Source organism: Pseudomonas sp. 300, from assembly GCF_055803035.1.
On the sequence record NZ_JAVLRV010000002.1, the window covers coordinates 1,299,202 to 1,315,920 of the forward strand.

The 16,719-nt window shown below is 59.0% G+C and carries 20 protein-coding genes, 1 pseudogene and 2 riboswitches; of the genes and pseudogenes, 5 read left to right on the top strand and 16 right to left on the bottom strand.

What is annotated here, in order from left to right:
* Positions 1-492 precede the first annotated feature (492 nt).
* A complete protein-coding gene (locus tag Q7W83_RS12595) occupies positions 493-2,148 on the top strand; it encodes a methyl-accepting chemotaxis protein (protein ID WP_150653223.1) in 1,656 nt (551 codons plus the stop codon).
* Positions 2,149-2,381: 233 nt separating this feature from the next.
* Here the strand turns inward: Q7W83_RS12595 and Q7W83_RS12600 are convergent, their stop codons facing one another.
* The 12 genes and pseudogenes from Q7W83_RS12600 to Q7W83_RS12655 form a co-directional block, all read right to left on the bottom strand.
* On the bottom strand, positions 2,382-2,675 hold the full coding sequence (locus Q7W83_RS12600; protein ID WP_150639360.1) for an antibiotic biosynthesis monooxygenase family protein: 294 nt from the start codon (positions 2,673-2,675) through the stop codon (positions 2,382-2,384).
* Between the two features lie 41 nt (positions 2,676-2,716).
* Positions 2,717-3,691, bottom strand: coding sequence for a zinc-dependent alcohol dehydrogenase family protein (locus Q7W83_RS12605; protein ID WP_473656149.1), 975 nt, complete (start codon positions 3,689-3,691; stop codon positions 2,717-2,719).
* A 61-nt stretch (positions 3,692-3,752) separates the two neighbouring features.
* Positions 3,753-4,055, bottom strand: a complete 303-nt coding sequence (locus tag Q7W83_RS12610) for an ArsR/SmtB family transcription factor (RefSeq protein ID WP_017338400.1) — start codon at positions 4,053-4,055, stop codon at positions 3,753-3,755.
* A gap of 150 nt (positions 4,056-4,205) precedes the next feature.
* A complete protein-coding gene (locus Q7W83_RS12615) occupies positions 4,206-4,388 on the bottom strand; it encodes a DUF1289 domain-containing protein (RefSeq protein WP_150634677.1) in 183 nt (60 codons plus the stop codon).
* 2 nt (positions 4,389-4,390) lie between these two features.
* Positions 4,391-4,762 carry a hypothetical protein gene (locus Q7W83_RS12620; RefSeq protein WP_150634676.1) on the bottom strand — a complete coding sequence of 124 codons (372 nt, stop codon included), beginning with the start codon at positions 4,760-4,762 and terminating at the stop codon, positions 4,391-4,393.
* 39 nt (positions 4,763-4,801) lie between these two features.
* Positions 4,802-5,731, bottom strand: a complete 930-nt coding sequence (gene dmeF / locus Q7W83_RS12625; protein WP_473656150.1) for a CDF family Co(II)/Ni(II) efflux transporter DmeF — start codon at positions 5,729-5,731, stop codon at positions 4,802-4,804.
* A 20-nt stretch (positions 5,732-5,751) separates the two neighbouring features.
* Positions 5,752-6,027 (bottom strand): metal/formaldehyde-sensitive transcriptional repressor, encoded by a 276-nt coding sequence (locus Q7W83_RS12630; protein WP_069900955.1) that lies wholly within the window; start codon positions 6,025-6,027, stop codon positions 5,752-5,754.
* A 76-nt stretch (positions 6,028-6,103) separates the two neighbouring features.
* Positions 6,104-6,439 carry a hypothetical protein gene (locus Q7W83_RS12635; RefSeq protein ID WP_473656151.1) on the bottom strand — a complete coding sequence of 112 codons (336 nt, stop codon included), beginning with the start codon at positions 6,437-6,439 and terminating at the stop codon, positions 6,104-6,106.
* A gap of 87 nt (positions 6,440-6,526) precedes the next feature.
* Positions 6,527-6,889 (bottom strand): DUF6463 family protein, encoded by a 363-nt coding sequence (locus Q7W83_RS12640; RefSeq protein ID WP_150653221.1) that lies wholly within the window; start codon positions 6,887-6,889, stop codon positions 6,527-6,529.
* Positions 6,890-7,042: 153 nt separating this feature from the next.
* Positions 7,043-7,588 (bottom strand): DUF2867 domain-containing protein, encoded by a 546-nt coding sequence (locus Q7W83_RS12645; RefSeq protein WP_150653220.1) that lies wholly within the window; start codon positions 7,586-7,588, stop codon positions 7,043-7,045.
* Between the two features lie 88 nt (positions 7,589-7,676).
* A complete protein-coding gene (locus Q7W83_RS12650) occupies positions 7,677-7,997 on the bottom strand; it encodes a DUF1330 domain-containing protein (protein ID WP_473656152.1) in 321 nt (106 codons plus the stop codon).
* Positions 7,998-8,097: 100 nt separating this feature from the next.
* Positions 8,098-8,292, bottom strand: a pseudogene (locus Q7W83_RS12655) (hypothetical protein); the annotation flags it as partial.
* A gap of 103 nt (positions 8,293-8,395) precedes the next feature.
* On the opposite strand from Q7W83_RS12655, the gene Q7W83_RS12660 reads away from it, so the two are divergent.
* Together Q7W83_RS12660 and nfuA are read left to right on the top strand one after the other, a co-directional pair.
* Positions 8,396-9,430 (top strand): acyltransferase family protein, encoded by a 1,035-nt coding sequence (locus Q7W83_RS12660; RefSeq protein ID WP_473656153.1) that lies wholly within the window; start codon positions 8,396-8,398, stop codon positions 9,428-9,430.
* Positions 9,431-9,487: 57 nt separating this feature from the next.
* Complete coding sequence (gene nfuA, locus Q7W83_RS12665) at positions 9,488-10,072, top strand: Fe-S biogenesis protein NfuA (protein ID WP_045057579.1); 585 nt, start codon at positions 9,488-9,490, stop codon at positions 10,070-10,072.
* 170 nt (positions 10,073-10,242) lie between these two features.
* Here the strand turns inward: nfuA and cobM are convergent, their stop codons facing one another.
* From cobM to Q7W83_RS12685, 4 genes are all read right to left on the bottom strand, one after another.
* A complete protein-coding gene (cobM, locus tag Q7W83_RS12670) occupies positions 10,243-10,989 on the bottom strand; it encodes a precorrin-4 C(11)-methyltransferase (protein ID WP_473656154.1) in 747 nt (248 codons plus the stop codon).
* Positions 10,990-11,072: 83 nt separating this feature from the next.
* Complete coding sequence (locus tag Q7W83_RS12675) at positions 11,073-11,486, bottom strand: cobalamin biosynthesis protein (protein ID WP_473656155.1); 414 nt, start codon at positions 11,484-11,486, stop codon at positions 11,073-11,075.
* Positions 11,483-12,187, bottom strand: coding sequence for a CbtA family protein (locus tag Q7W83_RS12680; RefSeq protein ID WP_150634478.1), 705 nt, complete (start codon positions 12,185-12,187; stop codon positions 11,483-11,485). The genes Q7W83_RS12675 and Q7W83_RS12680 overlap by 4 nt, the downstream gene beginning before the upstream one ends.
* Positions 12,188-12,198: 11 nt before the next feature.
* Positions 12,199-12,402 (bottom strand): CbtB domain-containing protein, encoded by a 204-nt coding sequence (locus Q7W83_RS12685; RefSeq protein WP_150653529.1) that lies wholly within the window; start codon positions 12,400-12,402, stop codon positions 12,199-12,201.
* Between the two features lie 120 nt (positions 12,403-12,522).
* A riboswitch (cobalamin riboswitch) is annotated at positions 12,523-12,750 on the bottom strand.
* Between the two features lie 238 nt (positions 12,751-12,988).
* Positions 12,989-13,201: riboswitch (cobalamin riboswitch) on the top strand.
* A 100-nt stretch (positions 13,202-13,301) separates the two neighbouring features.
* Here Q7W83_RS12685 and cobW point away from each other — a divergent pair.
* Both cobW and cobN read left to right on the top strand, forming a co-directional pair.
* On the top strand, positions 13,302-14,363 hold the full coding sequence (gene cobW, locus Q7W83_RS12690) for a cobalamin biosynthesis protein CobW (protein ID WP_150634481.1): 1,062 nt from the start codon (positions 13,302-13,304) through the stop codon (positions 14,361-14,363).
* Between the two features lie 3 nt (positions 14,364-14,366).
* The coding region (gene cobN, locus Q7W83_RS12695) for a cobaltochelatase subunit CobN (protein WP_473656156.1) at positions 14,367-16,719 on the top strand (2,353 nt) is incomplete at its 3' end.

Consider the following 16,719-nt stretch of genomic DNA (forward strand, 5'->3'; position numbering starts at 1 on the left):
CCCCCCCCCCCATAACCGGGAGCCATTTCTCGCAGCAACACGGCTCGCGATGAAACGGCAACAGCCCCTAGCGCAGCGCATGCTAACAATTAGCGCGCCCTAGCTCACCCCATACAAAATACCTGTACAGAAATAGCGCTACGCATTTTTACAGCGCTCGCAGGATTCTATCGGCCCAAAGATGGCCTTGGGCTGTATCGCCGCCAAACAGTAGTCAGCCCGATGGCCAGACCTCTATTTCTCGGGCCGGCCAGAAACCGGAGGTTACTGACCGTTCATCGGGATCGGATGATGTCATGACGACATCATCCCAATATAGCTGTACAAGACTTGTACGAGTAAAAACACTTGTATAAGTTTTAACTAGCCAGGAAATAACGCCGCTACTCGTTGCCGTCGAACAAGAGAATACCTGCGCAGGATGCGTACCAAGGGCGAATACATACCCTTGAAGGTGCCCCTAAATTGCTCCTCCCATTACGCAGGTACATCATGCCATCGCACACTCCCCGGCTCTCTACACGGACCAGTCTCTATGCCGGCTATGCCAGCCTGCTCGCGCTTATGTTGCTGATCGCCGCTATCTCGCTGTACGCCCTGGCTAACAGCAATAAGGACTTTTTTCTCTACGTTAATGGCGTTGATGCACGCACCCGCCTGGCCAACACACTGAACGACGCCGCCGCCCAGCGCGCGATTGCCCTGCGTAACATCGCCTTGAACAGCAATGTCACCGCGAGAGGACAGCAACGGGGCGCGATTGCCGTCAACGAACAAATGGTGGCCAGCAGCCTCGCCGCGCTACGCCAGGCAATTGATAACCATGATGATGTGTCGCCCAAATCACGTGAACTGTTCTCAACCATCGAGCAGGTCGAGAGCCGCTACAAACCGGTAGCGCACACCATTGCCGAACACCTGTTCAAGGGTGAAAACGACGAGGCCCTGCGCATGGTCAGCGAGCAGTGCACACCATTACTGGCCGAGCTGACCCAGGCAATTGGCGAATACCTGCGCTACACCAACCAGAAGGCAGACCTGCAGGTCAGCGAAAATGACGCAAACTATCTGTCACAACGCAACCTGCTGCTCGCCATTACTGCGCTGGCCGTCTTACTAGCAGCGGTACTGGGCTACGTCATCAGCCGCAACCTGCTACGCGCGCTGGGTGCCGAACCGAGTGAACTCAACCAGCTCGCCCAACGGGTTGCCCAGGGCGATTTGCGCGCTAGCGAGCGCACGATTGAGCCACCACAAGCCAGCATAATGGCTGCCCTGCTGAGCATGCAGGAGAACCTGCGGGACATGACCAAGGGCATAAACCTGTCCTCACAGACCGTGGCCGAATCCAGCCAGGAGCTTAGCCAATCGAGCCTGAGAAACGCCGAAAGCGTGGCCATGGCACAGTGCGAGGTCGAGCAGATCGTCACCGCCGTTCACCAAATGGCCGCCACCGTGCAGGATGTCGCGCGCAATGCCGAATCCGCCGCCAGTGCCGCCAGCGAGGCCGATAGCGCAGCCCTGTACAGCCAGCAGAAGGCCAAAGATGCCGTCAACATGATCGGCGAGCTGGCCGAGACAATCGAACAGTCCAACATGGCCATGGGCCGGCTGAAGAATGAAACCGGCAATATTGGCGGCGTGCTTGAAGTGATCAAGTCGGTGGCCGACCAGACCAACCTGCTGGCCCTCAATGCAGCCATCGAAGCTGCCCGTGCTGGCGAGGCCGGACGCGGCTTCGCGGTGGTAGCCGACGAGGTGCGCAGCCTGGCACAGCGTACCCAGAAGGCCACCTCAGAGATTGAGGGGCTGATCGCCAGTCTGCAGAAAATTGCCGACGAGACCTCGCAGCATATGCAACGCTGCAAGCGCTCCAGTGCGCAGTCGGTGTCCGGCGTTTCCGAGGCCGGTGACGCGGTAAGCACGATCGTAACCATGATCGAGCGGATCAACGGCATGAACCACCAAATCGCCGCTGCCGCCGAGCAGCAGAGTACCGTTGCCGAGCAGATCAGCCGGGGCATCGTGACCGTCAGCGAAAGCGCCGAGCAATCCGCTGCAGCCTTCCGCAGCGCTCAGCAGGAAAGCGAAGGACTGGCACGCACCAGCGTGACATTGCGAGAGAACATCTCGCGCTTTCAGCTCTAGGGTCTGTTGCCGTTTCATCGCGAGCCGCGTTGCTGCGCGGTGAAACGGCAACACTCCTTCTGCGTACACAGAATCTAGTCGTGTTGCGTCGACCGGTTGAATCCACAGCCAAAAGTTGCCGGTCATGAACACCTGTTTCCGACAACCGCTATTGGCTTTAAAGCCACAAGCCTCTTAAGGCGCTGGCAGCCCCCATGCCAACGATTTTGTTGGGATCATCATGTTCGTCAGTCCTAAAAGTTGCCCCCCTCAATATGGAAGACCTTCGGTTCGTCCGAAAAATATTCCTCCAAGCCCATCATGAACAGCCGATGGTCTTCACTCGCCTCAAAGCCCGGCGTGTGATCTTCGAGTGATTGCCACCTCACGATCAGGTTGAACATCTCCGGGCTTTCGATGCCTTGCGCGAGCAGATGGCCGCCGTAACCTTTGGCGCGGCTGAGCAAAGGAGCGACCTCGGCAAATGCACGTCGGAACGGTTCAATCCGTTCTTTGCGAACGGGGAGCAGAGCGATTTCATAAATCATGGCGTGCCTCTAAATTGACTTGAACGATTAAAAGTACGCACTTACGAGAGGAGCGATGGCTCGACTGCAATCGCGATTTTTCCTTGAATACCGTTGTTGAGACTTTCCAGCCGGGCATGAGCGAGGGGAATGTCGGCAAGCGAATAGACGGCGCCAACGTGGGGCCGCAACTGACCGCGCGCTATCAATGCGCTCAACTCATCAAGCTTGCCGCGGTTTTGCCGGGTGAAAACGAAGTGATAACTCGCATTCTTGCCCCACGCCTGAACGACGTTTTGTGGCTGTGCAATGTCCACGATCGTGACGACGCGGCCAAGTTGCGCGAGTACGTCGGGGCTGCGTGACAATGTGTTGCCGCCGATGGTGTCGAACACAACATCAACGCCGCGGCCACCCGTCTCCCGAATGACGGCGTCAACATAATCTTCCTTTTCGTAGTCGATGATCACATCGGCCCCCATGCTGCGTGCGAACTCAACGTTTGCTTCTCGCACGGTTGTGAACACCCTTGCTCCCATGGCTTTCGCCAGCTGGATCGCGACATGACCGACGCCTCCCGCGCCGCCGTGTACAAGAATGCTCTCCCCTACCCTGAGCGCCGCCCGCACGACCAGCGCTTCCCACGCCGTCCCGCCAACCAGCGTCAGGCTTGCCGCCTCAAGATGGCTCAGCGAGGGAGGCTTCTTCCCGACGATGCTTTCGGCAGCGACGTGGTACTCGGCATAACTGCCAGGCCCTTCAAATATTTGCGGGGTGTACCAGACTTCGTCTCCCGGAACGAAGGTCGTCACACCTGGCCCAACTGCTTCGACAACGCCAGATACATCGTGGCCAGTAATGGCCGGCAGTGACACCAGGTCGGGATAATCGCCACGTCGAACCTGGTAATCCAAGGGATTGATGGAGGTTGCGTGCACCCGGACCAGGACCTGTCCCGTATACGGCACGGGCTTGGGCACGTCGCAGAGTTCGAACGATTCAGGACCGCCAAATGATTTAAGTATCATCGCTTTCATGGTAAATCCTCGCATCGACAAAAAGGAATATCGAGATATCTCGATATATTGCGGTAAAAAATTACAGATCTTTCCCGATGATCTCGGCAAGAGCACTGATGGTTGCTTCATTGCGTTTGTAGTAGGTCCACTGACCGATGCGCCTGACTTCGACCAGGCCCACTCGTTGCAACGTGGCCAGATAACCGGACACCGTTGACTGCGACAGTCCGATACCTTCTTGAATACTGCTGACGCAGACGCCGACCGTGAGAACGTCACCTTCGTCCTGCGGAGGGAAGTTCTTTGCGGGATCCTTCAAACCTTTCAGGATTTCAAGACGCGTAGGGTTTGAGAGGGCTTTGAATATTTCGATCAATTCCATAACCCGAGGATATCGAGATTTATCGATATGTCAATGCGAAAGATTAGAACAATCTTGAGCTTCGAATAATTTCTGATCGATTTTTCATACAGAGGACGCAGGGTCACAAATGGTAGAAGACGAACCAAAGCGGTCACCCAGGGCAAGTGACTATCCAGATGCTTTCTTCAGCCCTTTCAAGCGCACATTCGCTCTTTGCACAGCGGCCATTTTTTCAGGCCGCTTCATGCGTTTCCACTTTCTGATGTCTTCCTTGCTTCGCCCGCAACTCACACACAGATCACCACTGAGCTGGCAAACTGAGATGCACGGATTTTCGATTTCTTTAGCCATTGTCAGTCACCTTTGGCAACGCGTGATTGAGTCAGGCGTTTTTTCCAGTCGCCACCATGAGTGCGTTGGCACTCTTCCTCAGAGTCGAAGCGGACGCTGTGGTCTGAAGGGGTCAGGTCGATGTCGGCCTCCTTCAACGCGATAGCCGTCAGCTCAAAGACACGCGCCTTCGCGTCAACCAGGGCGAGCTTTCTGTCCGCCAGGGTTTCGAATACCCAGGTGACCTTCAGGGTTTCAGCCAGCGAGTTCAGGTCAGCGGTATGGGTGAGCCAGGTAAAGCCTTTGATTTCACCTTTTGCTGTTTCACACGCTTCGGTGAGCGTGGTAATCAACCGGCGTTCGATCCGCGCCAGTTCGCGTTTCCCTGGAGGCATTGCGGGTTCCTTTGGAGACAATGGAGGGCAGGCTCTGAATCAGGCCAGTCGAAATTCGACCGTCAGATGGCTGACTTCGTGAACCGGCTTGAGACGTTCACGAATGCTGTCGGCGTTCGCAGTGCTATCACCAAGGACACTGACGATGGCCGCATGGGCTTGCGGCCCCACCCGCCAGACGTGCAAGTCCGTGATGGTGACATCCCCCGGTTTTTCCACCCGTTCGCGGATTTCCTCGGCAACGTGCGCATCTGTCTGATCCAGCAGTACACCTGCGGTGCCCCCCATCAAGGTCCAGGCCCAACGCGCGATAACGATGGCGCCGACGATGCCCATGACCGGGTCCAGCCACACCCAACCGAGATAACGCCCGGCGAGCAGTGCCGCAATGGCCAGAACCGAAGTGAGCGCGTCCGCGATGACGTGGACGTACGCCGATTTCAGGTTGTTGTCGTTCCCGTGATGGACATGGGCATGGGCATGGGCATGATCATCATGGTCGTGCTCATGACTGTGCCCGTGGCCCAGCAACAGCGCACTGACAATGTTGACAATCAAACCGGCAATCGCGATGAGCGTAGCGGTGCCGAACTGAACTTCCGTTGGTTGCAGCAGGCGCATGACAGACTCAACGCCAATTCCCAGGGCGACCATACCGAGAATCAGCGCCGAGGCGAACCCGCCCAAGTCTCCTACTTTTCCGGTTCCGAAACTGTAGCGCTGGCTGGAGGCGTGACGTTTTGCGTATCCGTAAGCGGCCGCCGAGATGCCCAACGCGCCGGCATGGGTTGCCATGTGAAAGCCATCGGCGAGTAACGCCATCGAGCCAGTGATATAGCCGGCGGTGATCTCGCCAACCATCATCACAACGGTCAGTGCCACCACCCAAAGCGTGCGCTTGGCATTTTCGTCGTGCGCTGAGCCAAGGAACACGTGGTCATGTGTGTGGTTGATGTGGGGGTTACTCATGAGTGTGTACCTGGATGCGTTCACTTGGAGTAACGGCGAATGGCTTCAAGAAGCTCTTCAACGCCCTTGTTACGCTCTTCTTCGCTGAGAGCAGGGTTCGCAACATGCTCCCGCGCGTGCTCCTCGATGATTTCCTCCATCAAGCCGTTGATGGCTCCGCGAGTGGCGGCAACAAGGTGCAGTGTTTTGGCGCAATCGAGATCCGATTCCAATGCCCGTTCAACGGCTTGGATTTGTCCGGCGATTCTTTTTACGCGTTTGAGAAGATCGTCTTTGTTTGCTGCGATATGGCCCATGACATACCCCCCCTCCCTATGTTGCGCGCATGATAGGCATACCCCCTATACCTATGCAAGATTGGCGGACAAGTGATCATCTACAGCCCCTGGCGGTAAAGAGCGACTTCAATGGCAGGCAAGCTGACGGCACGAATCCGGCATCCTCAAGGCTCGAACCGCAGATGGTGAGCAGGATAGTCCACGGCGACCACTGAGCAGCCGCGGCGAGCCACAATGGAATGGTGTGCATGCCGAAGCCCGCGCCGAGATCAACGGCGGTGGTTCCACTGGCTCGATTTGGGAGAACGGCTTCGATCTCGGCTTCGCCCCGAGATACGGCGGCATCAAAGCCGCCGGCCATCCACAGGTAGACAGGCGCGAGGTGGGTCTCGTAGTGATCAGCGACGGTGGCCTTGAATGTGGGGGCCAAGCGTCTAACGTTCAGGTTCTGGCCCGCAGTACGCGGTCCCAGTGAGCGGAGCGAGCGATTTGAACCGTTTGTTGGGCATTGATGCGCTTAAGGAAGCAAACCGTACCCCGCCGCGATGAGCAGCGGAGAGACCAGGAGCGTTGCCCAGAACCCTGATTTTGGAACGGCAATGACGCAAATGATTGAGGTGATGAGCACGTAGATGCCAACGATTTTGAGTAGTGCGAGGTCGCCAACTGATACGGCATGAATGGCTGCGTGCCCGGCGAGCATCAAAAGCGGCCCCAAAATGGTAAACCACAGTGCAGTACGCCGAACTTCATGCGCTCTGAACTGGTCGACGAAGCCGGCGCTCACGGCTTCGGCGAATGCTGTTTTGAACTTGATAATACCGAATGGAATATGAAAGACGCCCAAGGCGAACAGGGTCCATGCGACGATGTTTGACAATGTCTTATGCTCCGTAACGGTAAGGTGGAATGAGTGGGCCTAACGACCGGGTTGAGGGGCGCGCATGAAGCGGGCGAAGCCCGCAAAAGGCGCATCCCGCTCGAACGACTGGTTAGACCTCAGTGGGCTGCGCATGGCGACTGGGAGTTTCGCTCACGCCTCCGCGGCCATTGGCCAGCCGATTCGTGCGGCACGACGGAGATTGGATTGAACGACCAAGCGGTGGAACGGGGCGATGACAAGAATATAGAGACGACCCAGGCGGTTGTGGCAATGGACCACGGTTGACAGAGTCAGGTGACGTTTGCCTCCCGCCGACGGCTGATTGGAACAGAGGACGGAGAGCCTGAAGTCCAGGTGCTTGTCGTCTTCTCCAAGGATAACTTCGGTCGGGCTTGTGCCGTAGATCCTGAAGATGCCGACGCGGCCTGTCTCGCTCTCCGCACCAAGTGACGAAAGTTGCTTGGCAGTTTTGAGGCCGAATCTGCCGACCACCGCATCTCGGACTGCCATGAGGCTGCTGACCCACAGTGCTTGCTGGGAGAAGATGAACCTCGCCAACAGTTCGGGATTGGTCGACGCTCCGGGCGGAAGCTCGATTGAGTAAGCATCAGCAAGATTCGTCGATGCGTAGGCTCTGGCAATTGCCGACTCCGGAGGAAGCGATACCGGCGTTGCGCGATGCTGTTGGGTTGGCATGTGTGCGATCCAGTGGTTGGGTTCTGAGGTCTAACGCGCCGTTGAGCGACGCCGGAGGCGTCCGCTCCAACGGCTGGTTAGGCGTCATTCACATCGTTTCCAGCAGACGGAGATTCTTCTCTAAGTCCAATTCTTCCACCGTAACAGCAATTCCTTTTGAGTTGTCTGTGCACAGATGAATGATCTTTTGGTACTCGGGTGAGTGGTACCAACTATTAAGCGCTTCCTTTGATTTGAATCGAATAACGACCGTCATCGAGCCTGGTTCACCCTCTAACGGTTCCGATTCATAATCGGCTACGAGTATTTCTGCGCCGTGCGCTTCAAGCGTCGGAAAGACGGCGGGGACATAAGATTTAAAGCCATCCGGCTTCGTGAGTTCGAAGTTGGCAACCAGATATGCGCTCATCAATCTCTCCTTGACTCGTCGTGTTAGTCACTTGGTTTGTCATTTCGTCGAGGAACCTGGCTGCTGCAGGATAATCGGACGGCTCCTTGACGCTTAACGATTAAGCTAAGGGGCCGCGGCACGCGGTCCCAGTGAGCGAGGCGCCAACGTTTCCTTGTCGGATACTGAGCCCGATCAAGGCATCATAGAGCTCTTGCTGGCCAGCTGGCAGAACAGGGAGCAACGTCGCACGGCGCTTGTCGACATCGAACCAGGATTCAACCAACCATCCCACCAGATAGAGCGCCGAAAGACATCTCCGGTTTAAAACGTAAAGGATGTCTCCGGTTTCTACCCGGGCAAGCCCGCTCCCACAGGGGATGTGTGGTGATTTGGAATTGCGGACGGGAGGGCGGTCGATGTTGATTTCAGTACAAGCACTGCGCGCACTCGCGGCCTGGACGGTGGTTTGCCACCATTTCATGCAGATTTTCTTCGACTTCAAGGCCCGCGGGCCGATCGGTCAGATGTTCATCGACAAGGGTGCGGTGGGCGTCGATATCTTCTTCGTCATCAGTGGGCTGGTGATTTTCCTGTCCACCGAGGGCAAGTCGCTGCCTCCCGGGCGGTTTCTGCTCTATCGGCTGTTCCGCATCGTTCCGGCCTATTGGCTGTACACGGTGTTGATGGCGCTGCTAGTGGTCTTCGCACAGCCAGTGTTGCCGGATCAGACGGTCAACTGGTCGCATTTCCTGCTGTCCTTGCTGTTCATTCCTACGGAAAACCCCGGCGGGTACGGGATTTATCCGACGCTCAACGTCGGCTGGACCCTTAACTACGAAATGCTCTTCTACGTGCTGTTTGCCTGGGCGTTGCTGTTCCGTTTGCAGGTTCGGCTGCTGATCGTCGCGGCGTTGCTGTTTGCGGTGTGTCAGGCGTGGACGGGTTACGGCTGGATCAGCGCGTTCTACCGTTCGGACATCGTTTATGAGTTTCTGTTGGGGATCGCCATCGGCATGATCTACCGTCGCGGCTGGATCAAGCCTGGCCTATGGCTGCCATTGCTGGGGATTGGCGGCGCGTTGCTGGCGATCTATCAGTTGCCGCCGCAGCCGCGGTTTTTCGCCTGGGGCCTGCCGAGCGCCGTGTTGGTCATGGCCTGCATGGCACTGGAGCGGTTTTTCCAGGGCAGACGGTTGTTCAAACTGCTCGGCGATTGTTCCTACTCGGTGTACCTGATGCATGTGTTGGTGCTGTCTGCTGGAGGTTTCGTCGCACAGCGTTATGGCGTAAACCCCTACGTGATGTTCGCCGTTTGCGTCGCGACCATTGGTTTGGGATCGTGGGCAAGTTACGAATGGGTGGAAAAAAGCAGCTATCGGTGGCTTAAAGCCAGGATTGACGGCGAAACGGCCGATCGAGGCGAACTGGCGCTTTCCCGACAAAAATACTAGGACTTTGTGCGGCGCGATGATTGGCGTAAACTGCGCCCAAGCCTGCGAGGAGTTTCCATGACCGCTATTACCATTACCGACGCCGCCCACGATTACCTGGCTGATCTGCTCTCCAAGCAGAACACCCCGGGCATCGGCATCCGCGTCTTCATCACCCAGCCTGGCACCCAGTACGCCGAAACCTGCATTGCTTATTGCAAGCCGGGCGAAGAAAAACCTGAAGATACCGCGCTGGGGCTGAAAAGCTTTACCGCTTACATCGATTCGTTCAGCGAAGCTTTCCTGGACGACGCGGTTGTCGACTACGCCACCGACCGCATGGGCGGCCAGCTGACCATCAAGGCGCCAAACGCCAAAGTCCCGATGGTCAACGCCGACAGCCCGATCAACGAGCGCATCAACTATTACCTGCAAACCGAGATCAACCCGGGGCTGGCCAGCCACGGCGGTCAGGTCAGCCTGATCGATGTGGTCGACGACGGCATCGCCGTGTTGAAGTTCGGTGGCGGTTGCCAGGGCTGCGGCCAGGCCGACGTCACCCTGCGTGAAGGCATCGAGCGCACCTTGCTCGAGCGCGTTCCCGAGCTCAAGGGTGTTCGTGACGTGACTGACCACACGCAGAAAGAAAACGCCTACTACTAAGGTGTTCGCTGCGACAAGAAAAACGGCGCCCCGTGAGCGCCGTTTTTTTATGGGGAAAATTCCTTGGCCCCATCGCGAGCAGGCTCGCTCCCACATTGGATCTGTGGCGGACACAGCAATTGAGTCTGGTCACGATCCCCTGTGGGAGCGAGCCTGCTCGCGATGAGGCCCTATGGCCGATACAAATGCGCATGCCCGGCGCAATACAGCGACGACTCGCTGAAATGATCACTGCCCAACACCCGACCTACCAGAATCAACGCCGTGCGCCGAAAACCCTTCGCCTCAACCTTCCCGGCAATATCCGCAATCGTCCCCACCACCCAATCCTGATCCGGCCAGGTCGCCCGGTGAATCACCGCAATCGGACAATCCGCGCCGTAATGCGGGAGCAATTCGATCAGGATTTTCTGTAGATGATTCACCCCCAAATGAATGGCCATGGTCGCCCCATGCTGCGCCAAATTCCCCAGTTCCTCACCTGCCGGCATGCTGGTCTTGTCGGCGTAGCGAGTCAGGATCACGCTCTGTGACACGTCTGGCAACGTCAGCTCCGCCCCCAAAAGCGCCGCACACGCCGCTGTCGCTGTAACACCGGGAATGATTTCAAACGCAATATCGAGTTCGCGCAGGTAGCGAATCTGTTCACCAATCGCGCCATACAGACTCGGATCGCCGGAATGTACGCGAGCGACGTCCTGGCCGTTGGCATGGGCGCTTTTGATCAGTTCGATGATCTGTTCCAGGTGCAATTCGGCGCTGTTGACCACCTGTTCGGCATTGTGGCCTTCCAGCACGGCGGCCGGGACCAGTGAGCCGGCGTAGATGATCACCGGGCAGCTGCGGATCAGTCGTTGGCCTTTGACGGTGATTAGTTCCGGGTCGCCGGGACCTGCGCCAATGAAGTAGACGGTCATCGTCGTTTCCTGTCAGAAAAAGGGGCTGGTCAAGGCTTCAGATGAAGATTGCTCATGATCGAAGGCGAGGATTATCGAGGATTTTACGCAGAGCAGGCCAATGCCAGGGTCGCCTGGGCATACTTTTGTCGGGAAATCAGCAGTTTTGCCGGCGCCTGGGCCAGTTGTTCGGCAAGGGCGAGGGCGGCACTTTCTGCTACGCCGTAGCAGCCGGTGCGTTCGAAGGCGATGTCCGAGCGGTGGCTGAGTCGTGGTTGATAACCGGCCAGTTGTTCACTGCTGAAGTACATCAGGGGCAGCGCGAGTTGTGCAGCGAGTTCGATCAGGCCAGGTTCATCACGCTTCAGATCGATGCTGGCGAAGGCCTTGATCTGGTGAAGCCCGATTTGATGCGCCTGTAGCGCCTGATCGAGTAACGCCCGCAGCGTGCTCACGGGGCAGCCGCGCTGGCAGCCCAGGCCGACCACTAACGTCGGCGCTGTGCGGGTGTTGGTCATGCGTGGTATTGGCCATCGCTTTTGCGGCGGAACAACCAGGCGCTGATCAGGCCCAGAGCCAGCCAGAATCCCATGTTGGTCAGCTGCGAAGCGATTTTGAACTGGGTTTCCAGGGCTTCCGGCGCGAGCATCGAGTGCACTTCCGGTTGCGGTGCGCCGATCACATGTGGAACCGCCAGGATGGCCACGCCGAGAATCTTCATCAGCCAATGACGGCTGAACACGATCAGCGCGATGCCAACCGCAGTGGATGCAGCGGTGCCGATCCACCAGATTTGCCGTTGTGCCAGATCCGCTGCGGCGGTGCCCGGCAGTTCCGGTGGCAGGCCGAGGGTTGGCGCCAGTACGAACGTCGCGTAACCGGCCAGGCCCCAGAGCAGGCCCTGCGAGGTTTTGGTCGGTGCGCGCAAGGTGTAGAGGCCAGCGAGCATCAGCGCAAAACCGACGGCAACTACCAGATTGCCGCCCGTGGTGGACAGCACGCGCTGCCAGCCGTCTTGCGGCTCCCAGGCTTCGGCATCGTGGGTGTGAGCGGCGGCACCGGCGGCGTGCTCATGAACTTCAACAGCGGCCGGCTCGGATTTTTCGTAAGTCTCGGCCTGCAGAATCAGCGGAGCGACCCAGAAGCTTTGCAGCAGGGTCAGCAGCAGGGCGGCCAGCAGCCCGGTGAAACCTGCGGTTTGCGCAATACGCTTGATCATGTCGACAGGTCTCAATGGCACGGGAAAGCGGAGCTGTGACGGGTATCGTGCGCGGCGTTGTGCACCGCTTCGATGTGCGAGAAACCGGCGAAATACACCAGGCACGCGCCAAGGATCGATGCGCATACGGCAGCGGTCAGGCGTTGGGTCAGGGTCGTGGTGGTGCTGGTGGTGCTCTTATCGGTGTTGCTGCCGGTGCTGCTGATGATCGACATGGCGCTTCCCTCTGGTCTGTCAGCGGGTGAATAGAGCGCATGGAAGACCCCTGCGAATCGGGCTCGCAGAGGTTCAAACAGCGCCCGCCCACCGCGGGTTTGTTGTTCAGTGAACGTAATCGTCACTTTGTGTTGCGGGCCGGTCTCCGGGCTCGCGAGGGGCTTGGGCGTCAACCGAAACCTGCAAGCGTCACCTTCCCATGCCGAATTGCCGGCACAGTGGATCTGACGCTTCGCTCGCTTACCGTTGCGGGGGCAGCACCGGACTGACATGGCTTTGAGTAAAGCACATGATTCACCGGTTTCCCGTTTCACCCTGTGAAGGGCACCCGTAACAAGGCGTGTAGGAGAGCATGGGCGGGGGTTGGGCGTCAATTGGCAAGGGTTCTCAACTCGGGGGCAAGGGCAAGGAGTGTTACCTGTGGCGAGGGGATTTATCCCCGTTCGGCGGCGACGCCGTCGCAAAACCTGCTTGCGGGGCCCTGAAGGAATGCAGGGGGCCGCTTCGCAGCCCAACGGGGATAAATCCCCTCGCCACAGGGGATTGCAATCAACTGACGGACATTGACCCGCCCACACACCATGCGTAGCCTTGCGCTTTCGAGGTTCTTCGGCGTTTGCCGAAGCTAAGAAGGGAACGCGGTCGATGCCGCGGCTGCCCCCGCAACTGTGAACGGTGATGTTCGCTGCCACGCCACTGCACGCTCCAGCCCTGGAGCCCGCGGGAAGGCGCAGCAAACGCCAGTCTAGCGACAGGCACACCGTCAGCCAGGAGACCTGCCTCGACACAGATTCTCACTACAACCGGGCGGGGTGATCCGGTGGCGAACTCTTCCGCGCGCGCATCCGTCGCCGCGATTGTCGTCCCGTATGCCCGCCACCTTGCCAAAGGGCATCCGATGAAAACACTGGCCAAACTCCCCGTCACCATCGTTACCGGCTTCCTCGGCTCGGGCAAAACCACCTTGCTGCGGCACATGCTCGACAACGCGCAAGGCCGCCGCATCGCGGTGATCGTCAACGAGTTCGGCGAGCTGGGCATCGACGGTGAAATCCTCAAGCAGTGCTCGATCGGTTGCACCGAAGAAGAAGCCAACGGCCGCGTCTACGAACTGGCCAACGGCTGCCTGTGCTGCACCGTTCAGGAAGAATTCTTCCCGGTGATGCGTGAACTTGTAGCCCGTCGCGGCGATCTCGATCACATCCTGATCGAAACCTCGGGTCTGGCCCTGCCAAAGCCGCTGGTTCAAGCCTTCCAGTGGCCGGAAATCCGCAGTGCCTGCACCGTTGACGCGGTGATCACCGTGGTCGACAGCCCGGCCGTTGCCGCTGGTACGTTCGCCGCGTTCCCCGATCAAGTGGACGCCCAGCGCAAACTCGACCCGAACCTGGATCACGAATCGCCGCTGCACGAGTTGTTTGCCGACCAACTGGCCAGCGCCGATCTGGTGATTCTCAACAAGGCCGACCTGATCAGCCCTGAGGACCTGGCTCGTGTGCGCCTGGAAGTCGCTGAAGAGTTGCCGCCGGCAGTCAAAGTAATCGAAGCCAGCAGCGGTCGCCTGCCGCTGGACGTGCTGATCGGCCTCGGTGCCGGCTCCGAAGAACACATCGACAGCCGTCACAGCCATCACGATCACCATCATGAAGGCGAAGATGACCACGATCACGACGCGTTCGACTCCATTTCCATCGAGCTGCCTCAAGCTGACGAAAGTCTGCTGATGGACGCGCTGACCCAACTGGTGGTCAAGCACGGCATCCTGCGGGTCAAAGGTTTCGCGGCGATTCCGAACAAGCCGATGCGCCTGTTGATTCAGGGCGTGGGCACGCGTTTCGACAAGCATTTCGACCGTCAGTGGGGCGCCGACGAAGCACGCACCACGCGTCTGGTGTTGATCGGTCAGGAGCTCGACGCCGCGCAACTCGAAGCGCAACTGCGCGCCGCGCTCAGCGTTTAACCCATGCACCTGCTCAGGACCCAGCCCGGCGGTTTCGTCTCGGATGACAACATCGCCGACCTTGGACAAACCCCCGCCGAGCTGGTGATCCTGTGCAGCGGCGATTCCAGCCTTGCGCTGCTCGCCGAAGCCGCGCAGCAGTTGCCCGACGATTACCCGAGCGTGCGCCTGGCCAACCCGATGCAGGTGCAAAACCACGCCTCGGTCGATTTGTACGTCGATGAAGTGCTGCGCCACGCCAAGGTGATTCTGATCTCGCTGCACGGCGGCATTGCGTATTGGCGCTACGGCGTCGAGCGGTTGGTCGAGTTGTCCGAGCGCGGGGTGCAACTGATTCTGGTGCCCGGCGATGATCGCCCGGACCCGGAACTCAGCGACCTGAGCACGGTGGTGGCCGAAGACCGCGACCGGCTCTGGCATTACCTGCGCCAGGGCGGTATGGCCAACGCCCTCGATCTGTTTCGCTGCCTGGCCAATCGCTGGCTGGATCGCGACTATGCGTGGACTGAGCCACAAACCCTGCCGCGTACCGCGGTCTACCACCCGAAAAAAAGCCCGGCCGTTTTGAGTGATTGGCAGGCCGACTGGCTGGCCGGTCAACCGGTGGCGGCGGTGCTGTTTTATCGCTCGCATTTGCAGGCGGCGAACACTGCCTTCATTGATGTTTTCTGCCAGCGTTTGCAAGCGGCGGGGTTGAACCCCTTGCCGATTGCCGTGGCCAGTTTGAAGGAACCCGGCTGCCTGACGGTGGTCGAGGACTGGCTGGATGAAGTCGATGCAGGGGTGATTCTCAACACCACCGGTTTCGCTCAATCCAGCCCCGAAGCGCCGCATTTGCGACCTTTTCGCCGAAATATCCCAGTGATCCAGGCGATCTGCGCCCAGGACAACGAACCCGGTTGGCGCGCCAGCGAACAGGGCCTCGGCCCGCGGGATCTGGCGATGCACATCGCGCTGCCGGAACTGGATGGGCGGATCATCAGCCGCCCGATCAGCTTCAAGGACCTGGCGTGGCGCAGCGAGCGCAGTCAGTCCGATGTGGTCTGCTATCGGCCTGCACCTGAGCGCATGGATTTTGTTGCCGAACTGGCGCGGCGCTGGATCGATCTGGCGCGGGTGCCGAACAGCGAAAAACGCATCGCCCTGATCCTCGCCAATTACCCGACCCGTGACGGGCGCATTGGCAATGGCGTCGGCCTTGATACGCCTGCCGCCGCGTTGAACATCCTCCGAGCGTTGCACGCGCAAGGTTATCCGCTGCCCGCCGAACTGCCGGACAGCGGCACCGCGCTGATCCAGCAATTGCTCGGCGGCGTCAGCAACGACCTCGATACCCTCGACCAGCGTCCGTGTCATCAAAGCCTGGCGCTGGACGACTACAACTCGATGTTCGACGCCTTGCCCGAGGCCAACCGCCAAGCCGTGCTGGAGCGCTGGGGCACGCCCGAAAGCGATCCGATGTTTCGCGGCGGACGGATGATGATCGCCGGGCTGCGATTTGGCCTGACCTTTATCGGCATTCAACCGGCGCGGGGTTATCAGGTCGATCCGAGCGCGGTCTATCACGACCCGGACCTGGTGCCGCCCCACGGCTATCTGGCGTTTTACTTCTGGTTGCGCAACACCTACGGCGCCCACGGCGTGATCCACGTCGGCAAGCACGGCAACCTCGAATGGCTGCCGGGCAAAGGCGTCGGGCTGTCGGAAAATTGCTGGCCGGATGCGTTGCTCGGGCCGCTGCCGAACATCTATCCGTTCATCGTCAACGACCCGGGCGAGGGCGCTCAGGCCAAGCGCCGCACGCAAGCGGTGATCATCGATCACCTGATGCCGCCGCTGACCCGCGCCGAAACCTACGGCCCGCTGCGCAACCTCGAACTGCTCGCCGACGAGTATTACGAAGCGCAATTGCTCGATCCGCGCCGCGCCCGCGAATTGCAGCGCGACATTTTGCAACTGGTGCGCGACACGCACATCGACCGTGAACTGCAACTGGACGAGAAGCTCGACAGCGACGCCGATGCAGCCATCTGGCTGCCGCGTCTGGACACGTATTTGTGCGATTTGAAGGAGTCGCAGATCCGGGATGGCCTGCATGTGTTTGGCGAGTCGCCGAGCGGGCGTCTGCGCATCGACACGTTATTGGCGCTGTTGCGGATTCCACGCGGTGATGGCCGGGGTGCGCAGTCGAGTCTATTGCGAGCATTGGCCAAGGCGTTTGCGCTGGGGTTTGATCCGCTGGATTGTGAGTTGGCCGATCCGTGGACCGGTGCGCGTCCTGATGAACTGCAATCGATCAGCGATGAAGTCTGGCGCACGGCGGGGGATACCCGTGAACGTCTGGAACTGTTCGCCA